The sequence below is a fragment of the Arthrobacter crystallopoietes BAB-32 genome (assembly GCF_000328305.2).
GTDB lineage: Bacteria > Actinomycetota > Actinomycetes > Actinomycetales > Micrococcaceae > Crystallibacter > Crystallibacter crystallopoietes_A.
Genome location: NZ_ANPE02000301.1, coordinates 1 through 1,592, shown reverse-complemented (window position 1 = coordinate 1,592; position 1,592 = coordinate 1). Strand labels below are relative to the sequence as shown.

Below are 1,592 nucleotides of genomic sequence, written 5' to 3'. Positions count from 1 at the left end.
GCCGGATCCCGGGCGTCGGCGAAGCGCTGGCCGCCCGGCTGGCAGGTGCCATGGAATTGGCCCGCCGCGCCGCGGTCAGGGCTGGGGCCGCCACACCACTAGCGCCTGGCTCCGCGGACGAGGACGCTTGCCGCGGGCCAGGGTGACCACGTCGCCCGCGAGTCCGGCGGCGAACACCCGGCTCGCCTCGGAGCTGGTCAGGCGCCTGGTGTTGTCGAGTTCCTCGGTCAGTTCCTTGACCTTCAAGCGCAGGGCGTTCACCTGGTTTTCCAGTTCGAGGATGCGCTTGATCCCCTCAAGGGAGACCCCTTCCTGGGAGAGCCGCTGGACTTCGCGGAGCATGTCCACGTCCCGCTGTGAGTAGCGGCGCTGCCGGCCGGCCTGGCGGGAGGGCGAGACGAGGCCCAACCGGTCGTACTGGCGCAGGGTCTGCGGGTGCATCTCGGCCAGTTCGGCCGCCACGGAGATCACAAAGATTGGCGCGTTGCGGTCAATACCCATTGCTTCCTCCTCCCCGCGGCCGGCTAGAGCCGGGCCTTCGCGGCCAGGTTGGCCCGCGGATCGGCGTCTTCCGTTGCGGCCGCGAACGCCTTGACAGCCTCTTCAGCCTGCTTGTTCAGGTTTTGGGGTACGACGACGTCGATGGTCACCAGCAGGTCGCCGGTCGCCTTCGCGGTCTTGACCCCGCGGCCTTTGACGCGCAGGGTCCGCCCGGACGGCGTCCCCGCCGGAACCTTGACCTTGACGTGCTCACCGTTCATGGTCGGCACCTCGATCTGCGCCCCCAGCGCCGCCTCGGCAAAGGACACCGGCACGTGGATGCGGATGTTGTCGCCGTCGCGCGAGTAGAAACTGTGCGGCTGGACGTTCACGGTGACCAGCAAGTCGCCGTTGCCGGCCGGCCCGGGCTGGCCCTTGCCGCGTACCCGTACCTTCTGGCCGTCCTTGATTCCGGCAGGGATCCGGACCTCGATGACCTCTCCGGACGGTTCGCGCAGGCCGATCGTGGTTCCGTTGATCGAGCCGGCGAAGGAAATGGAGGTGGAGGCCGTCCGGTCCGCACCCTTGCGCGGCGGGGCTTGGGGCGCCTGGAAGCCGCCCCCGCCGAAGCCGCCGAAGAGGTCGGCGAACTCGGGCGGAATATTGCCTGAGCTGAAGCCTCCGGACCGGCCGCGTCCGGCGGACTGGCCGAAGAGGTTACCGAAAACGTCCTCGAAACCGCCGGCTCCGGGGCCGCCGGCTCCGCCTGCGGAGAAGCGTGCCCCGCCGCCCATGGCACGGATCGCATCGTACTGCTGGCGTTCCTCGGGATCGGACAACACCGAGTAGGCCTCGGAGACGTCCTTGAACATCTTCTCGGCCGCCGCGTCGGAAGCGTTGGTGTCCGGATGGTACTTCCGTGCCAGCTTGCGGTAGGCCTTCTTGATATCCGCTTCCGAGGCGTCCTTGGAGACACCGAGGATCTTGTAGAAGTCCTTTTCAACCCAGTCCTGGCTGGCCATCCGGATGCCTCCTTCTCGTCGTCGTTAATGTCGTAGGTCCCGCCGTGGCCGGCGGGACGGGTGGTGCCGGGAGCTGCCTGCCCGAGGCAG

Annotated in this window: 2 protein-coding genes; both read right to left on the bottom strand. The window is 68.3% G+C overall.

Features of this window, described 5'->3' with window-relative positions; all coding sequences use genetic code 11:
* Positions 1 to 75: 75 nt before the first annotated feature.
* Positions 76 to 501, bottom strand: a complete 426-nt coding sequence (locus D477_RS20360; protein ID WP_005275040.1) for a heat shock protein transcriptional repressor HspR — start codon at positions 499 to 501, stop codon at positions 76 to 78.
* A gap of 23 nt (positions 502 to 524) precedes the next feature.
* The gene (locus tag D477_RS20355) at positions 525 to 1,502 is read right to left on the bottom strand and encodes a DnaJ C-terminal domain-containing protein (RefSeq protein ID WP_005275037.1); all 978 of its coding nucleotides are present in this window, start codon (positions 1,500 to 1,502) and stop codon (positions 525 to 527) included.
* Positions 1,503 to 1,592: the final 90 nt, after the last annotated feature.

What these genes read in the sequence shown, in the direction of transcription:
- D477_RS20360 (WP_005275040.1), bottom strand. Translation starts at nt 501, where the DNA reads ATGGGTATTGACCGCAACGCGCCAATCTTTGTGATCTCCGTGGCGGCC.
- D477_RS20355 (WP_005275037.1), bottom strand. Translation starts at nt 1,502, where the DNA reads ATGGCCAGCCAGGACTGGGTTGAAAAGGACTTCTACAAGATCCTCGGT.